The following is a 24,008-nucleotide window of genomic DNA, read 5'->3' on the forward strand; positions in this document are numbered from 1 at the left end:
GGATGTCGTCGAGCCGTTCCATTCGAGTCAGGCGTGCTCAGGCGAGCCCACGGGGGTCCAGGCCACCCCGAGTTGTCCCGATTGCCCGTTCACGCCGATCCCCGTGATCCGGTGATCTGGCGGCATGCGTAGTACTAGTCCAGATGTGGTGTTCTCGGATCGACGGCCTGAGTGCGCCGCTGGGCTCGCCGAAGTGTGACTACGTCTTAAGAGAGCGTTGCGATGGCTCCGGAGTGTCGCCCGGTATTAGCGGCTGGACAGCAAGCCGTAGTCATCGACGGGCCCATGCGATAAGACATCGCGATGTCCTATCGCATGAGTATCGACTTTTCCTGCAGTTTGATCGCTAGTGAACCGTCCCGGGTTTGATGCACCCTCGGTTGTGTGAGTGCGACCGGTCGGTCGTCACTGGCGGCCTCGGCGGGTGGGCGTCGGTCGCGGCGGTGCATGAGCCGGCTGGGTGTTGTACCAGTGGACCCAGTTGGCGGTGATGGTCTCGAGGTGGCTGAGGCCGGTCAGGGGTCCGCGCCGGAACGGTGAGTCGTCGCGGATGCATTCGGTCTTGTAGAGCCCGATGGTGGTCTCGGCCAGCGCGTTGTCGTAGGCGTCACCGCCCGACCCGATCGACGGGCTGAGACCATGCAGGTGCAGGGTTTCAGCGAGGTGCACCGACGTATATTGAGACCCGGCATCGGAGTGATGAATCACCCTGTTTTGTAGGGTGTTCAGCGATTTACCCTGCCTCGCGCGGAGTGCCGCGACTTGGGAAATGGCGCGTTCGACGAAGGCGGTGTGCTTGGACCTCGAGCAGTCCCAGCCGACGATCCGTCCGGCGAAGGCGTCGATGACGAAGGCTGTGTAGGCGAACGCGCCGGTCACCAGGCGCACGTAGGTGAAGTCGGCGACCAGGAGCCGGTTCGGTGCCGGCACCCGGAACTGCCGCTCGACCAGGTCCGGAGCTCGGGTCGCGGACGGGTCCGGTGTCGTGGTGCGGACCTTCTTGGTCCTGGTCGCACCCCCGCAGCCGTTCGCCTTCATCAGCCGCTCAACGGTGCAGCGCGCGACCTGGATGCCGTCGCGTTGCAGGTGGGCCCACATCTTCAGCGATCCGTAGAGCGACTCCGGCGGCCGGCGGCCGTCCCGGTCGGGTTCGTTGTACCCGGCCAACACCTCGGTCACCGCCACCTCCCACAAGCCACGTTTCGACGGCGCCCGCCCGACCCAGGCGTAGTAGGTTCTCGGGGCGATCTGGCAGCCGTGCCCGGTCAGCGCACGGCAGATCGAAGCGACCCGAACCGGGCCTTGTGCTCGGCGATGAACCGGCAGATCACCGCTGTCGCGGGTCGCTCTCCCGCACGAAGAAACTCGTCGCCTTGAGGATCTCTATCGTCTGCTCCAGCTCGGCGTTCTTCCGCTTCTACTCCCGGATCCCCCGCGCCTGGACCGTCGACACCCCATCGACCTCACCGGCGTCGACCGCGGTCTGACGAACCCACCTGCGCAGCGTCTCCGGCGTCATCCCCAACCGGCCCGCGACCGTACTAATCGCCTCCCCCTCGCTGGCGTAATCGCCACGGTGCTCGGTCACCAACCGGACCGCCTTGGCCTTGGTCTGCTCGTCATACTTCCTCGGCATGACTGCCACCTTCCCAACGAAGGAGGTGTGCATCAAACCCGAGGTGGTTCAACGAGGCTGCACGACGCGCGACCGCTTGGCGCGATCTGAAGCTGGGTTCGTCGCGTAATGACAGAGGAATCGCGTCCTGGGGCGCCTGTCATCGATGCGATTCATCCGTACTTGTAACGACTGGTACGGCCATCGCGCGGCCAGAGCCGCTTCGTAGAGTTAGGACTCCGCCATGGATTGGCGTCATCGTGCAGCCTGCCTGAGCGAGGAGGCTGACCTGTTCTTCCCGATCGGCAGCAGCGATGCCGCGTATCAGCAGATCGACGAGGCAAAAGCAGTCTGTCATCGATGTGACGTTCGCGCCGAATGTCTCGATTGGGCCTTGAGGATCGGCCAGGACCATGGTGTCTGGGGCGGGCTCAGCCCCGACGAGCGAGACGCCCTTCGGCGACGGACCCGGAGACAGCGGACAACCGCCACGGGCACCTGACACCGACTCAGGAGTCGCCCTCGAGGCGGGCAGGGCAAGCCGGTTCTGCTCCGGCGACTGGGTGTTCCGGGCGCCCGCCGTTGTTCGCGCACCTCGAGATGTGTTGCCCCGGCAGGCGTGACCCAAGACGGCTTTACTGAGGGCCCGGCCCGCAGGAACCGAACGTCAGCCACGATGCGTATTGCTCGGCAAGACGGGATTCCGGTCGAAGAATGAGCGGCCATCCGACGAAACGATATCGGAGATCCACGCCTTACGAGTCATCCGGCCGCACTGGCCCCAGCGGTGTAGATGACTCTCCGCCGCGGCCGCTGTCCACTCTCCCCCCGCGTGGGCAGCGGTCGCACCTCCCTCCGATGTGCGAGGAAGTCGCCGCGGCAGGCCTGGTCAGGAGGTTCACCAACAGTCAGCCCTCCCTGTCATCGCGGGAGGACACAAGATTGACGACGAGAATCACACCCAGGACGGCCCGTTGCGGCCACAACCGCTGACACGGTTTCCTTCACGTCGCGCCACAGACCCCTACCACCGTTCTGCATCACGTCGCCTGCAATTGGTGGTCACGTCGGCCAACAGCGTTTCCTTCGAGCATGTGCGGCTCCGGCGAACGTCGCCGGATGCGTCCACGCGTAAGTTGGTCTGCAGCGGCCTTTGCGGGCACACCCGCCCGCGGGCAAGGAGTTCGCGGAGCCGCCGCGCGGCCCACCGAACACCGGCATGGCCGCTGGCAGCTGTCAGGCGATCATCGGCGAACGCAGGCGCCGCGCCGAGCACCTCGACGAGTCCCGCGGTCAGGTAGAGCGCGGCCAGGGCAGAACGCTTGGCCTGGGCCACCGCCAGGGCAGAGGCTGCTGCCGTCAACGCGGTGCCGTTGACCAAAGCCAGTGCATCCCGTCCCGTCAACCGCATAGTGTTCAGACCCATGAGGCGCAGCCCGACCGCAGCGGAGATCCGTTCGCCCTCGAGGAGGACCTCACCACGGCCCGCGAGGGCCTGTATCGCGTGCGCCAGCGGCACCAGGTCACCGCTGGCCCCGACCGAGCCGTACTCCGGGACCACGGGCGCCAACGGTGTTTCCAAGAACGCGGCGAGGGCGTCCACGACCTGCAAGGACACTCCCGGCTGCTCGGGCAAGCCCGAGCAGCCGGGCGAGCAGCATCCCCCGGGCGACTGTTGGGGGCAAAGCCTCACCTTGCCCTGCGGTGAGGAAGTCGATGAGTCCCCGGCCTCGTTCTCGGGGGGTCCTCGTTGCCGGCGTGCTCTACCAGTGCCCCGTAGCCGGTCGTGATGCCGTAGATCGGCTCCCCGCTCGAGGCTTTCCGGGTGACGAACTCGTGGCAGTCCACGACGGCCGTGCGCGCCGCGGTCGGCATCTCGAGGCGTAAGGGACCCGCGGTCACAAAGGGAAGTCGCAGGGTCTCGACGAACTCCTGCACATCGCCCGCGAACTCTCGGCAGGCCGCCCCGACGACCACCAGAGGACGGCGGGCCCCTGCCAGACGAGCGGTCACTTCGGCAACGGCGTCCGGAGCACCGACCGGCAAAGCTGCATCGCTTGGAGAAGAACTCGTCGTACGTGGAGCCTGCGGACGCCGACGCGAGGTCAAGGGGAGCCACGAGGAGCACGGGTCCGCGCCAACCAGGGGCGGAGGCCGCCGCGACAATGAAGAGGGCGTTCTCCGATCCCTTCAGGGGGTGGCTCAGCGGTTCACAAACCGAGATCGCCAACATACTCAACCTCGCCCTGGGCACTGTGAAAAGCCGCACCGACCGAGCCCGACGCCGGTTGGCCGACCTGCTCACCCACCTCGGAGATCCGCACTACGAGCCTACGTTCTGAACAGTTCTTCCAGTCTCGCGGAGAACACCTCCTCGTCTTCCTCACCATGACAGATGAGGACGTACAGAAACCCGCCGTTCCCGCCACCTGCAGACACGGGCACAGGCATCGTCATCAGCAGGCCCACTCGTTCACCGTCGTCGTACCCGAGTCCGGCCGCCTCGACCGCGGTCAGGAAATCGTCGGTTGTCACGGATCTCCAGTTCTCGCTCGCGGCGATCTGCCGGATGGTGCGCGAAGGCGCCGCCTGTCCCAGCAGGCGGTCTCTGACAACGCTGTAGAGGTGCGTGGAGGTGGTTGTCCTGGCATTCACTTCGGTGAACAGGATTTCCCGTTCACCGTGGCCACGGCGTCCGCGCAGAGGTACCCGCGGTAGCCCAGTGCTTGATAGGAACGAGCAAGCGCCCCAGCCCCGGCGACGAGTGGATGGTGGGGGTCCGCTTCGGTGGGCGCAGGTGTCAAAGTGTCGGACATCAGCATTCTGTCCATGTATGACAGGCGTCCCGTACCGGCCAACTCGACGCCGCAGTCGGTCACCTCGTACTCGGCATAGCAGCTCGCGATGACGTCGAGGAGACCCTCAACGATGGCGGGATAGGTACCACCTGCGGATGCCCACTCCCAGCGTTCGTCCCAGTATCGGCCGACAGCATCCGGTCCGGTGAGGCGATGGACGTGCCGTCCACCGATGTTCGTGGGAACCGGGCTGCCGGTCCGGAGAACGATTTCGTTTCCGGCCGCGCCTCCGTGCTGTGCCTTCTTCACCATCACGTCATGCCCTTGGTCGATCAACCTCTGCATGGCGTTGGCGGCTTCCGCCGCGGTCTGGCACACGGCCCCCGGAGAGGTCGGAACGCCCGCTCCAGCAGCCACGGCCCGGAACACCGCCTTGCTGTTGGCCAATGCGGTCCCGCCTTGTTCGAAGTACGCAGCACCTGGAATGCTGTGGGTGAGTCCCAGCTTCGCCCCGAACTCGCTCAGCTGAGCCGATGGGAAGAGAGCGAACAGCTCCGTCTCACCCTCGAGGTGGTCCGCCACGGAGCGTACGAATCCGCTGTCGAGCAGGGTGAGCGGATCGATCTGCCGCCGGCCGAAACGACCCTCCGGGCTGACGAAGACCTTCACCCTGGCCATGTCGGTTCCTTTGACCTTCCCGACATGGTCTACGAAGGCCTGATCCGGATTGTCGGGACCGAATCACGACGTCACCCTTTTCGGCGAACCAGAACACTCGCTGGGTCCAGGCCCGCGGATCGGTGCGTTCGAAGAGATCGATGCAGGTGGCAACCAGCACCTTCATCGTGGCACGTCTCCTTCGGCGACTGGGGGTTCGGACGCGGCTGTGCGCTGATGGAGCTCCCTGACCGTGGCGACCACCGTGTCCATCACCTGACGACGCTCGGTTTCGGTGCTGGCGTGGACCATGCAGTTGCCGATCCCGGTTGCGGTGTTCTCCGACATGTCACGCATGATCCGCCCCTGAGGCGCGATCCAGACCTCACCGACTCCTTTGACACAGGTGAGCCGACGGCGATGCCGCCGGGCCCTGCGAGCGGTGGCCTGACGGTGCGCATCGAACGGCCGATGACTGCCGCCTCTGCTGCTGTTGGGCGCAGCTCCCGCGAAATCGTCGACGGCGACCGACCTAGCCGCTTCGCGATCTCGCGGATGCTCAGACCAGCCTGGCGCAGATCCGCGAGCTCGATCCGCTCCTATTCCGAAAGGAACCGCAAGCTGACCTGCCGCACTGCGAGCCGGTCGAGGGCAGCAACGAAAACCGATGACATGGCCCTTGCGATAGGTCTTGTAGCCACGCGACCAGTTGTTTCCCGTGGTCCTCAACACACCGACCTCGCGGGCCGCGGCCAAGATGCTCCACCCACGACCACGCAGCTCCATGAATCGCTCACGCTTGTCTGACAGCGGCCGACGACCGGCTCCTTCTTCACACGACGAGACGCAACACAACCTCCCAATCCAGGACGAAGTGTTGCAACCGTCAATAGAAACCACCTTGCCGCCAGCTGATCAACATTCAGCTGCCGGTGACAGTCGAGGCGGGGGGTTCAGCATGACGCTGCCGGCACGAGTTCTCGGGGGACCGGTGCCCGTGTGCATTTCACCCGACTGTCAACGGCAGCTGAAAACTGACCCCCTGGCGGCGGTTGAAAGTTGACCCCTTGGTGGTCATGGTTCGTCTGTGTTGGCGGCTGGGACGCGGCCGAGGTCTCGGTTCTTGAGTCGGTAGGAATCGCCTTTGAGTGCGACGACGTCGGCGTGGTGGACGAGTCTGTCGATCATGGCGGCGGCGACAACGTCATCGCCGAAGACTTCGCCCCAGCGGCCGAAGGGTTTGTTGCTGGTGACGATCAGCGAGGCGCGTTCGTAGCGGGACGAGACGAGTTGGAAGAACAGGTTCGCTGCTTCGGGCTCGAAGGGGATGTAGCCGACCTCATCGATGATGAGTAGTGGGTAGCGGGCGAGCCGGACGAGTTCGTCTTGCAGGCGGCCGGCGTGGTGGGCATCGGCGAGCCGGGCGACCCAGCCGGAGGCGGTGGCGAACAGGACCCGGTGTCCTGCTTGGCAGGCGCGGATGCCGAGGCCGATGGCCAGGTGGGTTTTGCCGGTGCCGGGCGGGCCGAGGAAGACGACGTTCTCTTTCGCGGTGACGAAGTCGAGGGTGCCCAGGTGGGCGATCAGGTCGCGGGCCAGGCCGCGGGCGTGGTCGAAGTCGAACTCCTCCAGGCTTTTGCGGGCTGGGAACCTCGCCGACCTGATCCGGCCTTCGCCGCCGTGGGCGTCGCGGGCGGCGACCTCTCGTTGGAGGCAGGCGACCAGGTATTCCTCGTGGGTCCAGGATTCAGCGCGGGCTCGTTCGGCCAGCCGGTCCACCGAATCGCGCAGGGTAGGTGCCTTTAACGCCCTGGTCAGGTAGGCGATCTCGGCGGTCAGGTTCTTGATCGGTGTGGCTTTGGTGCGGGGTGGCATCACATCACCTGCTGGTCCAGCCCGAAGGCGTTGTCGTAGTCGGTCAGCGGCCGCTGCTCCACCTCGGTCGCCGCTGCCGGGGTGATGACGGTGAACCGGTCGTGCCGCAACGCGGTCGCGGCCTGGGCATGGGCGGTGTCGGTGATCGACTGGTGGTAGGCCCAGCAGCGTTGATGGTCGGCCACGATGCTGCCTTGGCAGAACACCCGCACCCGGTCCAGGTCGGCAACGATCTCGATCCTCCGGCCGACCACCTTCGGGTGCACCGAGTAGTCGTTGGAGTCCACCCGGACGTAGTAGTCCCGCGGCAGCCGCTGCGACCTGCGCCACCCGGTCACCGGTGCGACCGGTGGCAGGCTGAGCATCGCGGCCCGGTCCGCCTCGACCCGATCGCCTGGTGAGCAGCCCAGCACCCGCATCCGGCGGGCATTCGCCTTCGGCAGCCAGCCGACCAGTTGGGCGTTGAAGTCGTCCGGACCGGCGAAAGTCCGGCCCGGCAGGAACGAGGTCTCCAGGTAGCCGTTGGCGCGCTCGATCAGCCCTTTGGCCTCAGGGTCGGCGGGCTTGCAAACGATCACTTTGGCGCCCAGCGTGCCGCGGAACGCCTGGCAATCACCGGTCAGCTCCGCAGCGCCACGGCGCCACCTGCCGATCGCCCCCTCGCCGTCCCAGACCAGCACCTTGGGAACACCACCGAGCCGCTCGAGCAGCGCCCACCAGCCGGCGAACAGATCCTCGGCCGCCCGCGACGGCAGCAGTTGCGCCGACAGCCAGCGCGAGTAGCCCGACGCCATCACCAGCACCGGCAGCTGCATCGGCGACCTGGTCTGGCCGAACCCCACCGGCAAGTTCACCTCCGGGAACCAGAAATCACACTGCACCAACTCGCCCGGGAGATACGTCGTTCGCGACGCAGGATCGGGCGGCAGATACGCCGGCCGCAGGTCGCTGACCCGGTCCCGCAGAATCCGGATCGAGTGCTGCCACCCGATCCGCTCCGCGACGACCGTCGCCGGCATCGTCGGCCACGCCCGCAACAACTCCCGAATCCGCGGTTCCACCTCGTCGACCACCGAGCCCCGCGCCGCACGCACGTACCGAGGCGCACCATCGCTGCGCAGCGCCTGCCTCACCGTATTCTTCGAACACCCCATCGCCCGAGCGATCACCTTGATCGGCATCCCCTCGGACCGATGAAGCCGCCGAATCTCAGCCCAATCCTCCACAGTCAGCACCGGCTTCCTCCTGACCTCGTCTGAGGCCAGCGTCTCGGACGGGGTCAGTTTTCAGTTGCCGCCTGGGGGTCAGTTTCCACGTGCCGTCGACACCGACGACGGCCTGAACACATCACTCGGGAAAGAACGCTTGATGAGTACTGCGCGAACCGCTGACCGTGTGCTACGCCTTCACCGCCCGACCCAAAGCGAGTTCCAGCGCGCGGTGAAGGCAAGCAGGCTGTGGTGATTACCGGCGTCTCGCGCGAACTCTCGCGGGGCAACTCGTACTCTCTCGACGATCTTCAGAACGCGATCGGCAGGCATCGCGTCGAGGTCGACCGGCGGCCGCCGAGGAACACTCCGCAGGATCCCGACGCTCGTCCGAATTTCGACCGAATCTCTTTCGGGGAGTTTCGCGCACGGATCGAGAGCGAGGCCTACGCACCTACCTACAGGATGACGTCCGCAACCTGCCCTCGTTTCGCTCGAGCTACGAGGTGCCGAGATATCTCCGAAACACCGCAATCGTTCGGACGAGGCTCTGGGTCAGCGGGAACGGGCTTGTCACGCCGCTCCACTATGACCCGGTCGAGGTACTTCACTGGATGATGGAGGGCAGCAAACGCTGGTTGTGCTTCCGCCCCGGGCTGAAGAACTTCTATCCGCACGGAGTCCACACCAAGGCCCCGATGTTCAGCAAGGTCGATCCGATGGCACCCGACATGTCGGCCTTCCCACGCTGGAAGCATGTCCGGCCGATCGAGTTCGAGCTGCACGCCGGAGAGTTGCTCTACATCCCGGCGTTCTACTGGCATCATGTCGAATCGACAGCCGAGCACAACGTGTCGATGAACTACATCTGGCTCGCCTCGCCATGGAAGAACACGCGATACTTCCCCGAGTTCGTGCAAGCCATGCCATTCGTCGCCCGGCAGGCAAGAAGATCGCCCGCGTTCGATCACGCCGCTCAAGCCGGTCGTAGTGGCGCAACTGCTGATCTGAACCAGCAGGCGAGGTCGGGCCGTACTGGTAGATGGCGCATGATTATCGTGGGAGGTCCCGATGAAAGCCGATTCGATTGAGCCCGAAGGTGACAACTCGAGGCGAAGGCTTGTCAACGTGTTCTTCTATGGGCTCTACATGGACCCTGATGTGCTGATCGATCGCGGCGTTCAGCCGCGTGATCCGCGACCTGCCTCCGTCACGGGCTACTCCTTGCGGATCGGAACGCAGGCCACTCTCCTCCGGTACGCGGGCGCGCAGGCGTGGGGCATCGTCTACGCGTTGACCCACGACGAGCTGGACCTCCTGTATCAAGGGGAGCTACGGACCTATCGGGCTGAGCCCGTGCTGGCTCGAACACAGAGCGGGGACTTCGTCCCCGCTCTGTGTTGCAACTTGGTGAGTCCTCCCGGGGAAGGCGAAGCGAATCCGGACTACGCGGAGCTTCTCATCGCCACGATGCAACGCCTCGGACTGCCTACCGGACAACTTCCGTCAGTCGTGCGCCCGTAGCAGCCGGGTCAGGAGGCCGTGAGGTAGGTGAGGACGGCCAGCACTCGTCTGTTGCTGTCCGGTGTTTCCGGTAGCTGCAGCATCTGGAAGATCGTGCGGACCCGGGTCTCGACGGTTCGCTCCGCGACGAACAGCCGCGCAGCGATCGCCGCATTGGTCAGGCCCTCCGCGGCAAGAGCCAATACCTCGCGTTCGCGTTCGGTCAGCGCCGCGAGAGGACCGTTCGGCTGCGGCGGGGTCATCAAGGCAGCCACGATGGCCGGATCCAGCGCAGAGTCACCCGCGGCGACCCGCTGCATGGCATCAAGGAAGTCGGAGACGCGGAGCACGCGGTCTTTCAGGAGATAGCCGAATCAGCCGGCCGTGACCAGGTCGACGATATGGCGTGTCTCGACGTGCTGCGAAAGCATCAGGATCGGCAACGTCGATGACCAGTCGCGCAGTTCCTTCGCAGCGCGAGCGCCGTCGTCGTTCATCCGTGGCGGCATCCGCACGTCGATGATGGCGAGACAGGAGTCTTCGCCATCACCTCGGCAACCAGGGAATGAGCATCGGCGGCCGAGGAGACCACCTCGTGCCCGTTTTCTGCGAGCAGCCGGGCCAAACCCTCGCGGAACAGAGCAGAGTCCTCACCGATCACGACTCGCACGGGATCACCGCCTGCAGGACGGGATCACCGCCTGCAGGGTCGTACGGATCCCTGGTGGCTGGCGACGCTGAATTCGCCGCCGACGGAGGCGATCCGATCCCGGAGCGATGTCAGGCCGAAGCCCTCGCGCGCGCCGCCCACGCCGTCGTCACGGATCGCCACGCTGACCAGACCATCACGGCGAAGGACGTCGACCACGATCTGACTGGCGCGGGCGTGTTTCATCGTGTTGGTGAGAGCCTCGCCCACGGTGAAATAGATGACGCTGGCAACGTTCTCCGGGACATCCATGTCGTCGACGTTGAGACTCACGGGCACGGAGCTGTCTCCCGCCAACCGCCGCAGTGCGACCGAGAGGCCGTCGTCCAGGCCGCTGGGCCGTACACCATGTGCGATCCGTCGCAGCTCGTTGATCGTGTCCTCCAGATGTTCCACAAGTTCGTCGATCTCCTGGTTCATCAGCCGGTCTAACGCAGATCGCGTCAGGTGCTGCTGCATGCTACGTTCCCCGCGGAGTACCTTGTCGTCACAGCCGTGATCCTCCTCGGGCTCGGCCTGGTAGCCGTCGGACACCGCGTCGGGGCGCGCCGCCGGAACCGCCTCCCCGGGGTCGACCTCGACCGCGCGCGGGCGTGACGTCTCGGCATGTCTGGCTGCCAGGTGGTCACGCCATCGCTACTGGAGAGAGATGCTCCATTGGCCGAGCTGCTGGATGCCGTCAGGGCATCAGTCGTTGGGAACGGTGCGGTCGCGCTGGTCACAGGCCAAGCTGGAGCCGGCAAGACAAGCCTGGTCCGATCCCTGGTGACGAGGATGGGCGAGGATGTGCGGATACTGACCGGTAGCTGTGACCGAATGTCAGAACCGCCGACGCTTGGTCCGCTTCGGGACGCCTACCGGGGAAGCGCTGTCGCCGAGGCCCTGAGTCGAGCGTCACACAACAGGCTCTAGATGCCTTGATCAACGATCTCGCTGGTGACAGCCCGGCGGTCTTGGTTGTGGAGGACATGCAGTGGTCGGATTCCGCCTCGGTCGACGTCATCCGGTACCTGGCGCGGCGACTCGAACGGTTGTCTGTTGCGCTGGTACTCACCATGCGCTCGGACGTCCCTGACCTGGGTGATTCCCAGCGCGCGCTGCTCGGAGAACTTGCCAGCGGTCGTGCTCGGCGGATCGAGCTCGAACCCCTGTCACCGGCAGCCGTGGGCGTCCTGTCGCAAGGGTCTCCCTGGGACCCGGACGACCTGCATCACCTCACTGCGGGGAACCCGTTCTATGTGACCGAGCTATTGGCCGATCCCGCCGGCGGCGCCTCGGCCAGAGTTGCTGAGTCGGTTGTTGCCAGGCTCCATCTCTTGGGCACCGAGTGCCTGGCCGTCTTGGAGCAGCTGTCTGTCGTACCAAGGGCCGTCGACATCGCGTCGGCCGAGAGGCTCCTGGGGCCTCAGTTCAGGTTCCTCAGCCAGCTGGAGCGCTGCGGAATCATCGCGGTCCGCGCAGGCATCGTCGAATTCCGGCGGGGGCTGGAACGGCGTGCCGTCGAGCGAAGCATCGGGCAGATCAGACGAATCGACCTCAACCGAAGGCGCTTCAAGCAGTCCTGGCCGGCCACCCAACCGATCCGGCGACGCGTGCGAAGACCCAAATTGAGTATGCCCGCGACCTCCAGAGGGCGCAACGCTTGACCGAGGCGGTCGAACTCAGCGATGGAGACGGCCTCGTTGCTCGAACGTGAGGGCGAGAGCACGGCTCTTGTGGACTCGCTTGTCCGGCTGTCGCAGTACCGGTTCGCGGCGGGCGATAGCGATGGTGCCCTCACCGCTGTGAGCCGGGCTGAGGAACTCGCAGAGGCGACGGGATCGGAAACGGCAGAAGCTGTCGTGTCGACGTACCGCGGCATGTTGCCGGTGCAGATGGGGCACTGGCAAGAGGCCCTTGTGATGCTGGACCGGGCACGCGGGCTGACTTCCGCGGTCGGAAGACCGGATCTCCTGGCCCTGGGCCTACCTCGGGACTGCCCTTGCGAACTCGGGCGATCCACGGGGCGTCGGCTATCTGCGACGCCCTGCGTACGGCCCTTGATTCGGGTGAGGTCGACAGTGCGGTATCGGTCTATGCACACCTGGCCGAGGTTCTGTTTCTCCAGGCCAGGATCGACGAACTGGAGAAGTGTCTGGACGATGGGCGGCGGTTCGCTGAAGCGCATGGTTTGGGTTCCCTCGCTCCGCTCGAGGTGTATCAGGCGCTGCTCAGCATGCGCTCGGGTGATCCGTAGGGCGCCGAGTGGCGACTGCGTCGGTTGCTGTCAGCAACCGGAGATCTCGGAGCGCTGCGGCTCTACAGCGTCGCCTTCTACGCCAGGCTTCTGGCGCGCCGCGGCGAAGTAGATGCTGCGAAGCCACTCCTCGCTGAAGCGTGGCGACGCGTGGCGGCAGAGGTCGTCGATCGGGATCCTGTATTCGTCGGTCGCCTGCGCGGAGTGGGCCTGGCTCAGCGGGAGTACCGACGTTGCCCGGGAGATACACGCCAAGGTGTCCATCGACGCACTGCCCAAGAGCTCCGATGATCTGGTTGCCTAACTTCATCGCTACCTGTCTCTTGCCGGTGCTGGGACAGAGATCGTAAACCAGGCGGTTTCGCGCGGTAAGTCAGCCGGCATGGCGCAGATGTCCCGGCGGCGCAGCACCGATCCTTATGAGGAGGCCATCTCGCTCATCTGCGACGGATCGCCGAGTGCGACGCGGCGAGCGGTGTCGATGCTCGAGAAACTCGGCGCAGTCGCTGCCGTCAGACTCGTTAGGAGACGGCCCGAAAGGCCCTCTGGCCGAGGCCATAACACACTTGACGGGCCGGCCATCGATGCGTCGCTGACTCGACGGCAGAGCGAGGTTCTCGAGCTGCTGGTTCAGGAGCTGACCAATGCCGAGATCGCGAGAACTCTCGTCGTCTCCGTGCGGACCGTAGATCAGCATGTCTCTGCAATTCTTGCGAGGTTGGGAGTTCGATCGCGCCAAGGGGCGATAGCAACGGCGAAGGTAACGGGGCTGTCTCCGGTGGCCGGCGGAGCGCGGGTCGCAGACGCTCACGCGTTGACCGCCTCGATGAGAATCGTTCGACCCTCGCTCGGCCAGCGCATCCCGGCTGCCTGAGCGCTTGCCGCGCGGATCCCGTCCGTGTCGCACGTGCAGTCGACGATATCGACGCCCACGCGGCCGATCGGCCGACCGCCATGCGCGGCGCCAGCCGAACCGCCACCAGTCTTTTGGTGTACTGCGGGGGCTCGCAGGTGGAGGCGTTGCCAGCAGCAATGATGTCGTCGCATGGGCGGGTTCACCGTTGGCGGCTGGAGCAAGTGCGCGAGCGGAGGTGCGACACGCCTGGTGGTGTGCAGGTCCGTCTGAAACGAAGAATCTCGAGAGTGCCGCCCGGGAGTTGATGCGGCCGCCTATCTGCCGATCCCCGCAACGACTCAGTCCGAGGGTGCAGGGCCGGCCTCCTCCCAACGAGTTGTGCTGCGTGGTGTCGTCTCCACCGGAGACCGATGAGCCCTCGACCGGCCTCCAACAGAGAACCGTCAACCAGGCAGGTGGCGTACTGCTGGTTGACCGCTGTGCCTATGCCTGACCTCCGCATAGGCAAGGACCTCGCAGCGGGAATGGGCAGCGCTTGCAGATGCCACCAGATCGCGGCACGTCGCATCGTCGACGTGTCAGCGAAGTGTGGGTCGAGAAGGAGCGGGGGATACGCCGATGTGGTGTTTACATTTCAGTTGGGGCCGCGGCGTCGATGTGCGTGCTGGATGGGGCGACAGCGGATGGTTGAACGAGGCAACTCATGGTTGAGTTGTCCGGTACCGAGGCGAATCTGGGCGAGCGGTTCCGGCTCGGTGCTCCGTCGGCGTTGCCGGAGATGTACCGGAAGTACTCCGCGCCGATGTTCACGATCGCGTTGAAGCAACTCGGTCAACGGGACCTGGCGGCAGACGCCGTGCAGCGAGCTTTCGTGCAGGCATGGCAGGTCGCAGGTCGATTCGATGGGGAGCGCGATCTGCAGCCTTGGCTGTACGCGATCACCAGGCGCGCCGCGATCGACGTCTTCCGTCGCGAACGCCGCGCCTCCGAGACACTGCCGCTCGAGCCAGAGCAACTGGATCGCGTCATGTCGGTTGAAGGCGTGACGATGGGGGCCTGCTGGCGAACTTGGCAGGTACGCTGAGCGCTCGACGAGTTGCCGACGGACGAGCGAGATGTTCTGCGGCTGGCGTATCACGAAGGACTTTCGCAGAGTGAGGTAGCGGACCGGCTGGGGATCGCGTTGGGCACGGTGAAGAGCCGGACCTCGCGAGCCCAACGGCGTTTGGCCCAGAAGTTGACCCATCTTCGTGACGATCTGAGCCTCTGAGCTGTGCTCGGCCAGACTCGACCAGGGAGATCAAATCGCCGTGAATGTCCTGCTTGTGGCTGTCCACAGGGCCGCGACGAAGGTGATGGACACTGTAGCGCCGAAGAAGTCGAGATCTGTCACTCCTGAGGGGCAGATCTCCAGACGTCGATCGAAATCAGCGCAGGTGTCCAGGCCGCCAACGGAAATGGTCGACGGCAGAATTTGATCGGTTGTCCTCAGCCAGCCGGCGTAGATGCCTGGTGCGGGCAGGCTCGAGCCTGGCTCGAGCCGGATGTCAAAGGAAGCAAGGCCCAAGGACCGATTGAAGTCATCGGGATGGACGACCAGACCGATGACCCGCCATTCCGCTGCCGATGCTGCGGCCTCCTGCCCGGCATGGGCTCGCTCCGCGGCCATCAGCCGGGTACTGACTTGTGCGCGACGAGATCGCTCGCGGAACCCGCGCTCCACCGGGCGAGCAGCGAGTGATGTCATGACACCTTCCGTGGTTTGCGTTCTCGTCTGGCAGACATGTATACGCCGTCACAGTTCGAGCGGTTCGCGGTCGACTGCGCGGCCTGGCGTGTAGAAGGTGAACCGGGCATGCGCTTCCGTGCGTACAGCCGGTCAGAAGGTCGTCACATGGCACGCCGGAGCTGTGCGCACGGTGACACCGACACTTGTCGATCGGAGAATGCCAATGAGCGCCGTCACTGATCCGGAAGACACTGTCGCCTCGTGGGCCCGAAACAATCACTTGGTGCCGCTATGGATCGCTGCTGCGCGTGACGTGCCGACAGCGCCATTGACCGACGCGGTCGCGCACCACTGGCCGTCTTCAGTGATCCGGAATGCTGTGGAGAACGCGGCACAGGTCGTTGCCGAAGGTCGAACGGAACGGCGCATTGTCGGCCTGGCCAACCCTGGTGTCGAGGGAGACGGAGTGGTCGCGACTACAGACACGTTGTTTGCGGCGGTCCAGATCGTCCACCCTGGGGAGCGGGTGCCTCCCCACCGCCACTCGATGTCGTCGATCCGGTTCGGCATGGAAGGCGACGGTGTTGTAGCACTGGTGAACGGTACTTCCGTGCCTCTGCGACCACGCGACCTTCTGGTTCAGCAGGCAGGCGACTGGCACGCGCATCAGAACAACGGGCGCGGGCGCGGTGTCTGGCTTGACGGCCTCGACCTTCCCCTGGTGTCCCGCCTCGCGGCAGTGTGGTTCGAACTGGCTGACGGCCCGATCGAGACCAGTCAGGAGCATCCTCGCCCCACCTTGTATCGCTGGGAAGAGATGCAGGCAGCGATTGATCGCACGGTTGCGATCGACGGAGTCCGCCGTGTGCCATACGGCGATGACGGCCGCGTGACGGGGACGCTGGGCTGTGAGATCGCGGCGATCGACGCGGGGTGCTCGACACCGAAGTGGCGTGAGGCGTCCTCGAGCATCGTGATGGTCGTCGAAGGCAACGGAACTAGCGAGGTCGAAGGAGCCACCGTCACCTGGGGGGAGGGGGACGTGGTTGCCGTACCTGCGTGGAGTTGGCAGCAACATCACGCCAGTAGCCCGGCCTTACTCTTCCGGCTTTCCGATCAGCCCGCGCTGGTGGCTCTTGAGATTTATCGCGAGGAATACGCGATCGAGTGAACGCGGCGCACAGCTTACTCATCCAACCCATGTTGAAGGTCTGCTCGAGAAGGCAGGAAAGCTCATGACTCCCCATCGATGGATTGACCTGCGAACCGACGCGGTGGTTCAGCCGACCTCGGGCATGCGTGAGGCCATCGCGGTGGCTGTGGTCGGCAGCGACCAGTTCGGTGAGGACCCGAGTGTGAACTCGCTGCAGGAGCGGATGGCTGACCTACTCGGCAAGCAGGCCGGCCTGTTCGTGCCCAGCGGGACAATGGCGAATCAGCTGGCCTTAAAGCTTTTCTGCCAGCCGGGAGACGACGTCATCGTGGGCCGGGAAAGCCATTCGCTATGGCATGAGACAGGCTCGGGGGCTGCTCTGGCCGGAGTGCAGTTCACAACCATCGGACAGGACGGCACCTTCACTGCCGAGGATGTCGAGGCCGTCCTCAAACCGCGAGGCCACATGCTGTATCCGCCGACCACGCTGATCCAGGTGGAGAACACGCACAACCGGATGGGCGGGCGGGTCTGGGATCTGGCTCAGATGCAGGAGGTCTGTGCGCTGGCCGAGGAACGTGGCGTCGCTGCGTTCTGCGATGGCGCAAGAATCTTCAACGCGGCGGTCGCCCTCTCGGTGGACCCTGCTTTGCTCGCGGACGGGTTCGACCTGGTGGCCGTGTCGCTCACGAAAGGACTGGGCTGCCCGATCGGTTCGGTGCTGGTCGGGTCGGCCGAGCACATCAACAGACTTGTGCGCTATCGACGCATGCTGGGTGGCACCCTGCACCAGGCTGGGATTGCAGCCGCAGCCGGCCTGTACGCGCTCGACCACCACGTCGAGCGGCTGGCCGAGGACCATGCGCACGCACGCCTGATCAGTGAGGCGTTGGCCGAACTGCCGGGAGTGTCCATCGAACTCGAACGACTGGAAACGAACCTGATCGTCTGCGACGTCCCGGATGCGGTGGCCGTGGCGGAGTACGCGTTGAAGGCCGGGGTGAAAGTTCTGCCGTTCGGACCGCGGAGGCTTCGGGCGTGCACGCACCTCGACGTGTCGCGCGAAGACTGCGAACGGGCCGCCGACGTACTGACTTCGGCCGTCCGCTCCTGCACCAGCATCGCGCCGGACCGGGGGTCTGTGCTCCTCACGGGCCCGGGGTGGCCTGCGCCCGTGGGGGTGTTCTAGTGACCGGGGCGGGCACCGCGATGACAACTTGGGAGATTGCCACCGTCCAGGCCCTTGCAAGGCTTGAAGAGTCGCTTGAACAACTCGTACCCAAAGCGCGACAGCGGGCCCACCGACTCCGGAAACCAGTACTCGCCTGTGCCAGTGCGGTGCTCGACATTGCGGGCCCGCCGCAGCGGTTTTTGTGGCTGGCGACGGGCAACCCGGAGTGGGCAAGTCTTGCTGGCAACGAGGCGAATCTCATCGCCTGGGGTTCGGCTGGGCGCCTAAGCGACAACGCGGATCTCGCTGTTGTCGACCAGGACTGGAGCGAACTCGTTGCCGATGCTGTGCGCGACGAGCTGTCTGTACAGACGGCGAGCCCCATTGTCGTTTTCGGTCACTCCTTCGCCGACGAGTACGACCCGCTGGGACCTTGGCGGAACTTCGGCCGGTCCCGCACGAGTATTCCGCAGACCTCGATCCGGGTGATCGACGGCAAGTTGGTCGCCACTGCATCCGCGATCGTCGGGACGCGGGACCTTCCCGGGAAACCGCCGATAGTTGGTCCGGAGCCGTCGCGACAGCCTCGGCCATTGCGGGCCGGTGCGGAAGCCGCATTTGTAAGTGCCCTCGAACGGGCCATTGGGCGCCTGAAGCAGGGAAATCTGGAGAAGGTAGTCCTGGCGCGGGCTGTGCAGGCAAAGACACCAGGCATGGAGCCCGCCGCCATTTTGAGTCGACTCGACAGCCTCTATCCCGACACATGCCGGTTCGCCGTCGCTCTGGACGAGACCACCTTCCTGGGAGCGACGCCTGAACTACTGTGCAGCGTGCGGGGCCGTCTAGCTCGAACGATGGCACTCGCCGGGTCGGTGCCCGCAGATACTGGCGATGAGCTGGTCATGTCGGATCCCAAGCTGCGCAGAGAGCATTCGATCGTAGCTGATCACATCGAGCAGACCTTGGGAAAGCGGTGCGAATCGGTCCGCAGAGATCAGCGGCCCAGAGTGGTCAGCCTCCGCAATATTCGCCACCTCAGAACGGATATCAGCGCCCACTTGCCCGTGGATGCATCGGTACTCAGCGTGGCGCAGTGGCTTCACCCGACGCCGGCAATCGGTGGCCACCCACTTCCGGCGGCGCGGGCGCTGATCGCAGAGCTGGAGAACCTCGATCGAGGCTGGTACACCGGCCCAGTCGGATGGGCTGACGCTGCCGGAGACGGCGACTGCTGGGTCGCTTTGCGCTGCGCACTGCTGGCCGGAGACACCGCCACCATGTTCGCGGGCGGTGGCATCGTCAGTGACTCCGACCCCGTGGTCGAGCTGGCCGAAACCAACTGGAAGCTGTCGGTGATGAGAGAGGCCCTGGGCCTCTTGCCGCCAGGTCGAAGGTCGGCCCGGCCAAAGCCCGCGACGAAGGCCGGTGTAGGCAGGAGCCACTGACCATGGATAGGGATTCACCGTCCAAGGGCCTTCACCTTCCGCTCGGTGCTTAAGCGATCCGCTGGCCGGCGAACTGCCCCGTTGGTTGCCTCCGGCGCCAGATCGACCAGGCTGTCCGCCAACGAGTCGCCTTTCGGGCCCCTGCCGTCGGTGCTGGAGGCAATTCAGAGCGCTGCGAGTGAGATCAACCGTTACCCGGACGACGAGCACACCGCACTGGTTGCTGCACTGGCGGCTCGCTTCGGTGTCCCACAGGCGCATGTTGCGGTCGGCAGCGGCTCCGCCGGTGTCCTCCAGATGGTGCTGGAGGCACTTGGCGAGCCTGGCGCTGAGGTGGTGTACGCGTGGCGATCATTCGGAGCGTATCCGCTGTTGGTGGGCCTGTCTGGTGCTACCGCCGTCGAGGTCCCCCTCGGCGACGACAAGCACGATCTGATCGCGATGGCGAACGCCATCACCGACAAGACCCGAGCGGTCATCATCTGCAACCCCAACAATCCAACCGGCACAACCGTCAGCCGCGCCGAACTCGAGAGGTTCCTGAACGAGGTGCCGACCGATTGCCTCGTGATACTGGACGAGGCCTACCGGGAGTACGTCCAGGACGAGGACTTCCCCGACGGTCTCGGCCTCTGTCGCGGCCGGCCGAACGTGGCGGTCCTGCGCACATTCTCGAAGGCCTACGGCATGGCTGGGCTGCGAGTAGGTTTTCTCGTCGGCGACCCAGATATGGTCGCTGCGGTCCGCGCGGCACGCTTGCCTTTCAGCGTAACCAACATTGCTCAGGCTGCGGCCGTCGCGTCGCTCGCCGCGGAGGATGAACTTCTCTCCCGGGTCGAAAGTACCGTCGCCGAACGAGATCGCGTCCGTAGCGCCCTCTTGGCTCAGGGTTGGTCTGTGCCACCCAGCGGCGGCAACTTCCTGTGGCTGCCCCTCGGCGAAGCGACAGCCAGCTACGTCGCGGCCTGCCAGGCGGCGGGAGTTCACGTACGAGCGTTCGGATCCGATGGGATCCGGGTCTCGATCGGCCTCCCGGAGGAGAACGACGCGTTTCTTGATCTGGCAGCGGCGGCCGCCGAGCAGAAGATGCGGTCGGCACGGTGAATGCGCAGGTGTCCGAGATCTTCGACCCGTCGGCCTGGAAGCAGGTGGACGGGTTCGACCTGACCGACATCACCTATCACCGGGCGGTCGATGCCGGTGTGGTCCGGATCGCGTTCAACCGGCCCGAGGTGCGTAACGCGTTCCGGCCGCAGACCGTTGACGAGTTGTACCGGGTGCTCGACCATGTCCGGATGTCGACCGATGTCGGCTGTGTGCTGATCACCGGCAACGGGCCTTCCCCGCGCGACGGCGGTTGGGCGTTCTGTTCGGGTGGCGATCAGCGGATCCGGGGCAAGGACGGGTACAAGTACGCCGAGGGCACCACGGCCGACACGATCGACCCGGCGAAGGCGGGCCGGTTGCACATTCTCGAGGTGCAGCGGTTGATCCGGTTCATGTCGAAGGTGGTCATCTGCGTCGTACCGGGCTGGGCGGCCGGTGGCGGGCACAGTTTGCATGTCGTGTGCGATCTGACGCTGGCGTCGGCCGAGCATGCGCGGTTCAAGCAGACCGATGCGGATGTGGCGTCGTTCGACGGGGGTTTCGGGTCGGCGTACCTGGCTCGGCAGGTGGGGCAGAAGTTCGCTCGGGAGATCTTCTTCCTGGGTAATGAGTACTCCGCCGAGGACGCGTACCGGATGGGCATGGTGAACAAGGTGGTGCCGCACGCCGAGCTCGAGGCGGTGGCGCTGGAGTGGGGCAAGAAGATCTGCGCGAAGTCGCCGACCGGGCAGCGGATGCTGAAGTACTCGTTCAACCTGATCGACGACGGGCTGGTCGGGCAGCAGATCTTCGCCGGTGAGGCGACCCGGCTGGCCTACGGCACCGACGAGGCGGCCGAGGGCCGCGACTCGTTCCTGGAGAAGCGGCCGGCCGACTGGTCTGACTACCCCTACGCGTTCTAACGGCGAGGGTGTGCGGTGATCACCTATGCGATTGGGTTGAAGAACAAGTTCCGTGGGATCACGGTGCGCGAGGGGATGTTGTTCGAGGGGCCGGCGGGATGGGCGGAGTGGTCGCCGTTCCTGGACTATGACGACGCGACGTGCGTGGCCTGGCTCCGCGCCGCTCGGGAGGCGGCCTTCGACGGCTGGCCGCCGGCGGTGCGGGACGTCGTACCGGTGAATTGCACGGTGCCGGCGGTAGATCCCGAGAAGGCTGCTGCGATTGTGCGGGCGTCGGGGTGTGCGACGGCGAAGGTGAAGGTGGCTGAGCCCGGTCAGTCGCTTGCCGATGACGTGGAGCGCGTGGAGGCGGTCAGGGATGCGATCGGCCGTGGGCAGGTGCGGATCGATGCCAACGGTGCCTGGTCTGTCGAGGAAGCCTTGCGGGCGTTGAAGGAACTGAGCCGCTTTGACTTGGAGTATGTCGAGCAGCCGTGCGCTGCGGTGGAGGACCTGGCGGCCGTCCGGCGCCGTACCGATGTGCTGGTCGCGGCAGACGAGTCGATCCGGCGGGCCGAGGATCCCTTGCTGGTGAAGAAGCTTGAGGCTGCTGACATCGCAGTACTGAAGGTGCAGCCGATAGGCGGCGTCCGGGCCTGTCTGGACATCGCTGAGCAGATCGGCCTGCCGGTGGTCGTGTCCTCTGCGCTGGAGACCTCGATAGGTATCGCTGCAGGGGTAGCTCTCGCGGCAGCACTGCCTGAGCTCCCGTACGCGTGCGGCCTGGCCACTGTCTCCATGTTCACGGCAGAGGTCGTCGACGAGCCGCTGCTGCCCGTCGACGGGTTCTTGCCGGTGAAGCGCCTTCAACCGGCTCCAGAGGTGCCAACTGCCGACCGGGCGACCACCGCCAAGTGGGAAGCGCGGTTCGCGAGGGTCGACGCATTGAGAGGAAACGAATGAACCCGTCCACGGCGTTCGCGACAGTGGTGGTCGACGAGCTGATCAGGTCCGGCGTCCGCGAGGCGGTGCTGGCTCCCGGCTCGCGCAGCACCCCGCTGGCCTTGGCTCTCGCCACGGCCGACCGAGACGGGCGCCTGCGCCTCCACGTGCGGATCGACGAGCGTACGGCGGGTTTCCTGGCTCTCGGACTCATCCGTGGCACCGGGCTGCCGGTGCCGGTCGTGACAACGTCCGGTACCGCGGTCGCCAACCTCTACCCGGCCGTTCTCGAGGCATCCCACAGCGGCCTGCCCCTGATCGTGCTGAGCGCCGACCGCCCACCGGAGCTGCGGGGGACCGGCGCCAACCAGACCACCGACCAGCTGAAGGTGTTCGGCGACGCCGTCCGCCTCTTCCACGAGCTCGGAACGCCGACCAGGCAGCTGGGCCAGGTCGCGTACTGGCGCTCCCAGATCGCCCGCGCCGTGTCCACAGCAGTCGGCGCCCGCACAGCCGACCCCGGACCGGTGCAACTCAACTGCCCGCTGGTAGAACCCCTGGTGCCCACAGACGACGGTGACTGGCCAGAACCGCTCGACGGGCGCAGCACCGGCCCATGGACCAGCGTGCACGCCACCGCCGCCCAGCCCTCGGCAGTCGCGCCCGGACCCAAGACCGTGGTGGTTGCCGGCGACGGCGCCTCGCAGGCGGCGCGGCTCGCGGCCGAGGCCGGCAACTGGCCGTTGTTCGCCGAACCGTCCAGCCGCGCCAGAACCGGCCCCGCCGTCATCTCGGCCTACCGATTGTTGCTAGCAGCAACCTCTCTCAACGATGAGATCGAGCGGGTGCTCGTGTTCGGGCACCCGACCCTCTCGCGGCCGGTCACCAAGCTCCTCGCGCGCCCCGAGGTCGAGGTCATCGTCGTGTCACCGACCGGTCTGTGGCCCGACGCCGGACGCCGGGCCGCGGCCGTCGTCACCGGTCTCGAAGTGATCGGCGCGGACACCACCGACTGGCTGGACCGCTGGCTGCAAGCCGACCAGCAGGCCCGCCCGGCGATCGACAAGGTCCTGGCCGGCAGCCTCAACGGCCCAGCCGTCGCAGCCCTGATGGGCGAGGTGATCGGCGCCGACGGCATGCTCGTCGTCGCCTCCTCCAACCCAGTGCGCGACCTCGACCTGGCGCCCGTCGTACCGATCCGGACAGTGGCCAACCGCGGCCTCGCAGGCATCGACGGCACCCTCTCCACCGCCGTCGGCGCCGCCCTCGCCAACGCCGGCCCAACCTACGCGCTGGTCGGTGACCTCGCCTTCCTGCACGACGCCAACGGCCTGGTGATCGGCCCAGCCGAACCGCGCCCCGACCTGCGCATAGTGGTCGTCAACGACAACGGCGGCGGCATCTTCAGCACCCTCGAACAAGGCGGCACCGACCACGCCACCCACTTCGAGCGCGTCTTCGGCACCCCGCACAACGTCGACCTCTCCGCACTCGCCGCCGCCACCAGCACCCCCTACAAGCTGGTCGAGACAACAGACGCACTAAGAGACGCCCTAGCCCAAACAGTCGCCGGCATCGACATCATCGAAGTACGGGTCGACCGGTCCACGCACCGCGACCTGCAAGCCGAGCTGCGGGCTGCCGTCAGCCAGTTGTAGCCACAACGGCGGTGATCGGCGGTACGACCCAGGGGGCTTGGATGATCGTGCAGATGGACGCGATGATGAACCACCTGTCGCTACCCGGGTCGTACTGCTCGTTGAGCCAGAAACCGGACATGCCGTCGCGCGCCGTCCGTCCGAACGGCGGTTGGCCGAGGAAGCGAAGGGGAAGGATCAGGTGTGTTCCATCGATTGACGTCCGCCGTCGGTATCTGCGGATTCTTCGCTGGGGCGCCGAGCGTAGGCGCTGCTACGGCGGCGCTCGCCTACTCACCATTCCTGGACGAGGCGCCGTACAGCTCTCCCTACGGTACAGCGAGCAAAACATCCCGCCAGGTCTTCCCTCGTTTGCGCGACCTCGGGCTGGCTGTCCTTGAGCAACGGGTGATCGCCGGAAGAATGGCGATGGTCTCGATTCTCGGGTTGGCGGCTGCGCAGCGTCGAGGGGCAGTCCGGACATGA

At 65.7% G+C, this 24,008-nt stretch carries 27 protein-coding genes and 4 pseudogenes; 17 read left to right on the forward strand and 14 right to left on the reverse strand.

The annotated features are described in order from the left end of the window. Positions 1–308 precede the first annotated feature (308 nt). Positions 309–1,636, reverse strand: a pseudogene (locus tag ACQPYM_RS09500) (IS3 family transposase). A 223-nt stretch (positions 1,637–1,859) separates the two neighbouring features. Here ACQPYM_RS09500 and ACQPYM_RS09505 point away from each other — a divergent pair. Continuing rightward, positions 1,860–2,117, forward strand: coding sequence for a WhiB family transcriptional regulator (locus ACQPYM_RS09505; protein ID WP_433017983.1), 258 nt, complete (start codon positions 1,860–1,862; stop codon positions 2,115–2,117). A gap of 522 nt (positions 2,118–2,639) precedes the next feature. On the opposite strand, the gene ACQPYM_RS09510 is transcribed toward ACQPYM_RS09505, so the two are convergent. Continuing rightward, entirely contained in the window at positions 2,640–3,233 is a 594-nt protein-coding gene (locus ACQPYM_RS09510; RefSeq protein WP_433017986.1) for an aromatic amino acid lyase, read from the reverse strand. A gap of 71 nt (positions 3,234–3,304) precedes the next feature. Continuing rightward, on the reverse strand, positions 3,305–3,490 hold the full coding sequence (locus ACQPYM_RS09515; protein WP_433023231.1) for an aromatic amino acid lyase: 186 nt from the start codon (positions 3,488–3,490) through the stop codon (positions 3,305–3,307). Between the two features lie 182 nt (positions 3,491–3,672). On the opposite strand from ACQPYM_RS09515, the gene ACQPYM_RS09520 reads away from it, so the two are divergent. Then, on the forward strand, positions 3,673–3,957 hold the full coding sequence (locus ACQPYM_RS09520; RefSeq protein WP_433017989.1) for a hypothetical protein: 285 nt from the start codon (positions 3,673–3,675) through the stop codon (positions 3,955–3,957). Here ACQPYM_RS09520 and ACQPYM_RS09525 read toward each other — a convergent pair. The 6 genes and pseudogenes from ACQPYM_RS09525 to istA all read right to left on the reverse strand — a co-directional run bounded on the left by ACQPYM_RS09525 (position 3,947) and on the right by istA (position 8,180). After that, entirely contained in the window at positions 3,947–4,150 is a 204-nt protein-coding gene (locus tag ACQPYM_RS09525) for a hypothetical protein (RefSeq protein ID WP_433017992.1), read from the reverse strand. The genes ACQPYM_RS09520 and ACQPYM_RS09525 overlap by 11 nt on opposite strands. A 116-nt stretch (positions 4,151–4,266) precedes the next feature. Further along, positions 4,267–5,091 carry a hypothetical protein gene (locus ACQPYM_RS09530; RefSeq protein ID WP_433017995.1) on the reverse strand — a complete coding sequence of 275 codons (825 nt, stop codon included), beginning with the start codon at positions 5,089–5,091 and terminating at the stop codon, positions 4,267–4,269. Between the two features lie 162 nt (positions 5,092–5,253). Further along, positions 5,254–5,418 (reverse strand): hypothetical protein, encoded by a 165-nt coding sequence (locus ACQPYM_RS09535; protein WP_433017998.1) that lies wholly within the window; start codon positions 5,416–5,418, stop codon positions 5,254–5,256. 137 nt (positions 5,419–5,555) lie between these two features. Continuing rightward, positions 5,556–5,669, reverse strand: a pseudogene (locus ACQPYM_RS09540) (helix-turn-helix domain-containing protein); the annotation flags it as partial. A 475-nt stretch (positions 5,670–6,144) separates the two neighbouring features. After that, positions 6,145–6,945, reverse strand: a complete 801-nt coding sequence (gene istB, locus ACQPYM_RS09545; RefSeq protein ID WP_433017863.1) for an IS21-like element helper ATPase IstB — start codon at positions 6,943–6,945, stop codon at positions 6,145–6,147. Continuing rightward, positions 6,945–8,180 (reverse strand): IS21 family transposase, encoded by a 1,236-nt coding sequence (gene istA / locus ACQPYM_RS09550; protein WP_433017860.1) that lies wholly within the window; start codon positions 8,178–8,180, stop codon positions 6,945–6,947. The genes istB and istA overlap by 1 nt, the downstream gene beginning before the upstream one ends. A 359-nt stretch (positions 8,181–8,539) precedes the next feature. On the opposite strand from istA, the pseudogene ACQPYM_RS09555 reads away from it, so the two are divergent. After that, positions 8,540–9,244 (forward strand): annotated as a pseudogene (locus ACQPYM_RS09555) (cupin-like domain-containing protein); the annotation flags it as partial. Continuing rightward, positions 9,225–9,677 carry a gamma-glutamylcyclotransferase family protein gene (locus ACQPYM_RS09560; RefSeq protein ID WP_433018001.1) on the forward strand — a complete coding sequence of 151 codons (453 nt, stop codon included), beginning with the start codon at positions 9,225–9,227 and terminating at the stop codon, positions 9,675–9,677. The pseudogene ACQPYM_RS09555 and the gene ACQPYM_RS09560, both read left to right, overlap by 20 nt. An 8-nt stretch (positions 9,678–9,685) precedes the next feature. Here ACQPYM_RS09560 and ACQPYM_RS09565 read toward each other — a convergent pair whose 3' ends face one another. The 3 genes from ACQPYM_RS09565 to ACQPYM_RS09575 form a co-directional block, all read right to left on the reverse strand. Continuing rightward, positions 9,686–10,006: a helix-turn-helix domain-containing protein gene (locus ACQPYM_RS09565; RefSeq protein ID WP_433018004.1), complete on the reverse strand. Its 321-nt coding sequence runs from the start codon at positions 10,004–10,006 to the stop codon at positions 9,686–9,688. 24 nt (positions 10,007–10,030) lie between these two features. Next, positions 10,031–10,153, reverse strand: a complete 123-nt coding sequence (locus ACQPYM_RS09570; RefSeq protein WP_433018007.1) for a hypothetical protein — start codon at positions 10,151–10,153, stop codon at positions 10,031–10,033. A gap of 197 nt (positions 10,154–10,350) precedes the next feature. After that, a complete protein-coding gene (locus ACQPYM_RS09575) occupies positions 10,351–10,824 on the reverse strand; it encodes a sensor histidine kinase (protein ID WP_433018011.1) in 474 nt (157 codons plus the stop codon). Between ACQPYM_RS09575 and ACQPYM_RS09580 the strand changes: the two genes are divergently transcribed. The 4 genes from ACQPYM_RS09580 to ACQPYM_RS09595 all read left to right on the forward strand — a co-directional run bounded on the left by ACQPYM_RS09580 (position 10,813) and on the right by ACQPYM_RS09595 (position 12,601). Then, complete coding sequence (locus ACQPYM_RS09580; protein WP_433018014.1) at positions 10,813–10,962, forward strand: hypothetical protein; 150 nt, start codon at positions 10,813–10,815, stop codon at positions 10,960–10,962. The genes ACQPYM_RS09575 and ACQPYM_RS09580 overlap by 12 nt on opposite strands. A gap of 9 nt (positions 10,963–10,971) precedes the next feature. Beyond that, positions 10,972–11,277 (forward strand): AAA family ATPase, encoded by a 306-nt coding sequence (locus ACQPYM_RS09585; protein ID WP_433018017.1) that lies wholly within the window; start codon positions 10,972–10,974, stop codon positions 11,275–11,277. Positions 11,278–11,282: 5 nt separating this feature from the next. After that, the gene (locus ACQPYM_RS09590) at positions 11,283–12,011 is read left to right on the forward strand and encodes a hypothetical protein (RefSeq protein ID WP_433018020.1); all 729 of its coding nucleotides are present in this window, start codon (positions 11,283–11,285) and stop codon (positions 12,009–12,011) included. A 335-nt stretch (positions 12,012–12,346) separates the two neighbouring features. Further along, a complete protein-coding gene (locus ACQPYM_RS09595; protein ID WP_433018023.1) occupies positions 12,347–12,601 on the forward strand; it encodes a hypothetical protein in 255 nt (84 codons plus the stop codon). A 30-nt stretch (positions 12,602–12,631) separates the two neighbouring features. Here ACQPYM_RS09595 and ACQPYM_RS09600 read toward each other — a convergent pair whose 3' ends face one another. Further along, the gene (locus ACQPYM_RS09600) at positions 12,632–12,865 is read right to left on the reverse strand and encodes a hypothetical protein (protein ID WP_433018025.1); all 234 of its coding nucleotides are present in this window, start codon (positions 12,863–12,865) and stop codon (positions 12,632–12,634) included. A 217-nt stretch (positions 12,866–13,082) separates the two neighbouring features. Here ACQPYM_RS09600 and ACQPYM_RS09605 point away from each other — a divergent pair, with 217 nt between their 5' ends. Both ACQPYM_RS09605 and ACQPYM_RS09610 read left to right on the forward strand, forming a co-directional pair. Then, entirely contained in the window at positions 13,083–13,475 is a 393-nt protein-coding gene (locus ACQPYM_RS09605) for a response regulator transcription factor (RefSeq protein WP_433023233.1), read from the forward strand. A 784-nt stretch (positions 13,476–14,259) separates the two neighbouring features. Then, positions 14,260–14,727 (forward strand): annotated as a pseudogene (locus ACQPYM_RS09610) (RNA polymerase sigma factor). A gap of 30 nt (positions 14,728–14,757) precedes the next feature. On the opposite strand, the gene ACQPYM_RS09615 reads toward ACQPYM_RS09610, so the two are convergent. Continuing rightward, positions 14,758–15,204 carry a riboflavin kinase gene (locus tag ACQPYM_RS09615; RefSeq protein WP_433018028.1) on the reverse strand — a complete coding sequence of 149 codons (447 nt, stop codon included), beginning with the start codon at positions 15,202–15,204 and terminating at the stop codon, positions 14,758–14,760. 205 nt (positions 15,205–15,409) lie between these two features. On the opposite strand from ACQPYM_RS09615, the gene ACQPYM_RS09620 reads away from it, so the two are divergent. From ACQPYM_RS09620 to menD, 7 genes are all read left to right on the forward strand, one after another. Further along, positions 15,410–16,357, forward strand: a complete 948-nt coding sequence (locus ACQPYM_RS09620) for a cupin domain-containing protein (protein WP_433018031.1) — start codon at positions 15,410–15,412, stop codon at positions 16,355–16,357. Continuing rightward, the gene (locus ACQPYM_RS09625) at positions 16,242–17,528 is read left to right on the forward strand and encodes a threonine aldolase family protein (protein WP_433023234.1); all 1,287 of its coding nucleotides are present in this window, start codon (positions 16,242–16,244) and stop codon (positions 17,526–17,528) included. Before ACQPYM_RS09620 ends, ACQPYM_RS09625 begins: the two co-directional genes overlap by 116 nt. 149 nt (positions 17,529–17,677) lie before the next feature. Continuing rightward, entirely contained in the window at positions 17,678–18,955 is a 1,278-nt protein-coding gene (locus ACQPYM_RS09630; protein WP_433018034.1) for an isochorismate synthase, read from the forward strand. A gap of 45 nt (positions 18,956–19,000) precedes the next feature. Beyond that, complete coding sequence (gene hisC, locus ACQPYM_RS09635) at positions 19,001–20,059, forward strand: histidinol-phosphate transaminase (RefSeq protein WP_433018037.1); 1,059 nt, start codon at positions 19,001–19,003, stop codon at positions 20,057–20,059. Continuing rightward, a complete protein-coding gene (locus tag ACQPYM_RS09640; protein ID WP_433018040.1) occupies positions 20,056–20,964 on the forward strand; it encodes a 1,4-dihydroxy-2-naphthoyl-CoA synthase in 909 nt (302 codons plus the stop codon). The genes hisC and ACQPYM_RS09640 overlap by 4 nt, the downstream gene beginning before the upstream one ends. Positions 20,965–20,979: 15 nt before the next feature. Then, positions 20,980–21,906, forward strand: a complete 927-nt coding sequence (locus tag ACQPYM_RS09645) for an o-succinylbenzoate synthase (RefSeq protein ID WP_433018043.1) — start codon at positions 20,980–20,982, stop codon at positions 21,904–21,906. After that, the gene (gene menD / locus ACQPYM_RS09650) at positions 21,903–23,543 is read left to right on the forward strand and encodes a 2-succinyl-5-enolpyruvyl-6-hydroxy-3-cyclohexene-1-carboxylic-acid synthase (RefSeq protein ID WP_433018046.1); all 1,641 of its coding nucleotides are present in this window, start codon (positions 21,903–21,905) and stop codon (positions 23,541–23,543) included. The genes ACQPYM_RS09645 and menD overlap by 4 nt, the downstream gene beginning before the upstream one ends. Positions 23,544–24,008: the final 465 nt, after the last annotated feature.

Source organism: Kribbella sp. CA-294648, from assembly GCF_050943845.1.
Classification (GTDB): domain Bacteria; phylum Actinomycetota; class Actinomycetes; order Propionibacteriales; family Kribbellaceae; genus Kribbella.